Origin of the sequence: Trabulsiella guamensis ATCC 49490, assembly GCF_000734965.1 — a bacterium.
In the GTDB taxonomy this organism is placed as follows: domain Bacteria; phylum Pseudomonadota; class Gammaproteobacteria; order Enterobacterales; family Enterobacteriaceae; genus Trabulsiella; species Trabulsiella guamensis.
This window is the reverse complement of sequence record NZ_JMTB01000168.1, coordinates 1-1,115: the sequence shown is the minus strand read 5'-3', so window position 1 is coordinate 1,115 and position 1,115 is coordinate 1. Positions and strand designations below refer to the sequence as shown.

The 1,115-nt window shown below is 54.0% G+C and carries 1 protein-coding gene; it reads right to left on the bottom strand.

What is annotated here, in order from left to right:
* On the bottom strand, window positions 1-1,115 hold a 1,115-nt coding region (gene tuf, locus GTGU_RS23335; RefSeq protein WP_038163548.1), incomplete at both ends, for an elongation factor Tu.

Genomic DNA, 1,115 nt, shown 5'->3' with positions numbered 1-1,115 from the left:
CCTACAGTACGGCCGCCTTCACGGATTGCGAAACGCAGACCGTCGTCCATCGCGATCGGGTGGATCAGGGTAACAACCATTTTGATGTTGTCGCCCGGCATTACCATCTCTACGCCTTCCGGCAGTTCGATGGTGCCAGTCACGTCAGTTGTACGGAAGTAGAACTGCGGACGGTAGCCTTTGAAGAACGGAGTGTGACGGCCGCCTTCGTCTTTGGACAGAATGTACACTTCAGATTCGAACTTGGTGTGCGGGTTGATGGTGCCCGGCTTAGCCAGTACCTGACCACGTTCGATTTCTTCACGTTTGATACCACGCAGCAGAACACCTACGTTCTCACCAGCACGGCCTTCGTCCAGCAGTTTGCGGAACATTTCTACGCCAGTACAGGTTGACTTCGCAGTCTCTTTGATACCAACGATTTCTACTTCTTCACCCACTTTGATGATACCGCGCTCTACACGACCGGTAACAACGGTACCACGACCAGAGATGGAGAATACGTCTTCGATCGGCAGCAGGAACGGCTTGTCAATCGCACGCTCTGGTTCCGGAATGTAAGAATCCAGGAAACCTGCCAGTTCGATGATTTTCGCTTCCCACTCTGCGTCGCCTTCCAGCGCTTTCAGAGCAGAACCACGTACGATCGGCGTGTCATCGCCCGGGAAATCGTACTGAGACAGCAGTTCACGAACTTCCATCTCTACCAGTTCCAGCAGCTCTTCGTCATCAACCATGTCGCATTTGTTCAGGAACACGATGATGTACGGAACGCCTACCTGACGACCCAGCAGGATGTGCTCACGAGTCTGCGGCATCGGGCCGTCAGTCGCTGCTACTACCAGGATTGCGCCGTCCATCTGAGCCGCACCAGTGATCATGTTTTTAACATAGTCGGCGTGGCCCGGGCAGTCTACGTGTGCGTAGTGACGAGTCGGGGTATCGTATTCAACGTGAGAGGTGTTGATGGTGATACCACGAGCTTTTTCTTCCGGCGCGTTATCGATCTGATCGAATGCGCGAGCAGCACCGCCGTAGGTTTTAGCCAGTACGGTAGTGATTGCAGCGGTCAGCGTTGTTTTACCATGGTCAACGTGGCCGATAGTACCGACGTT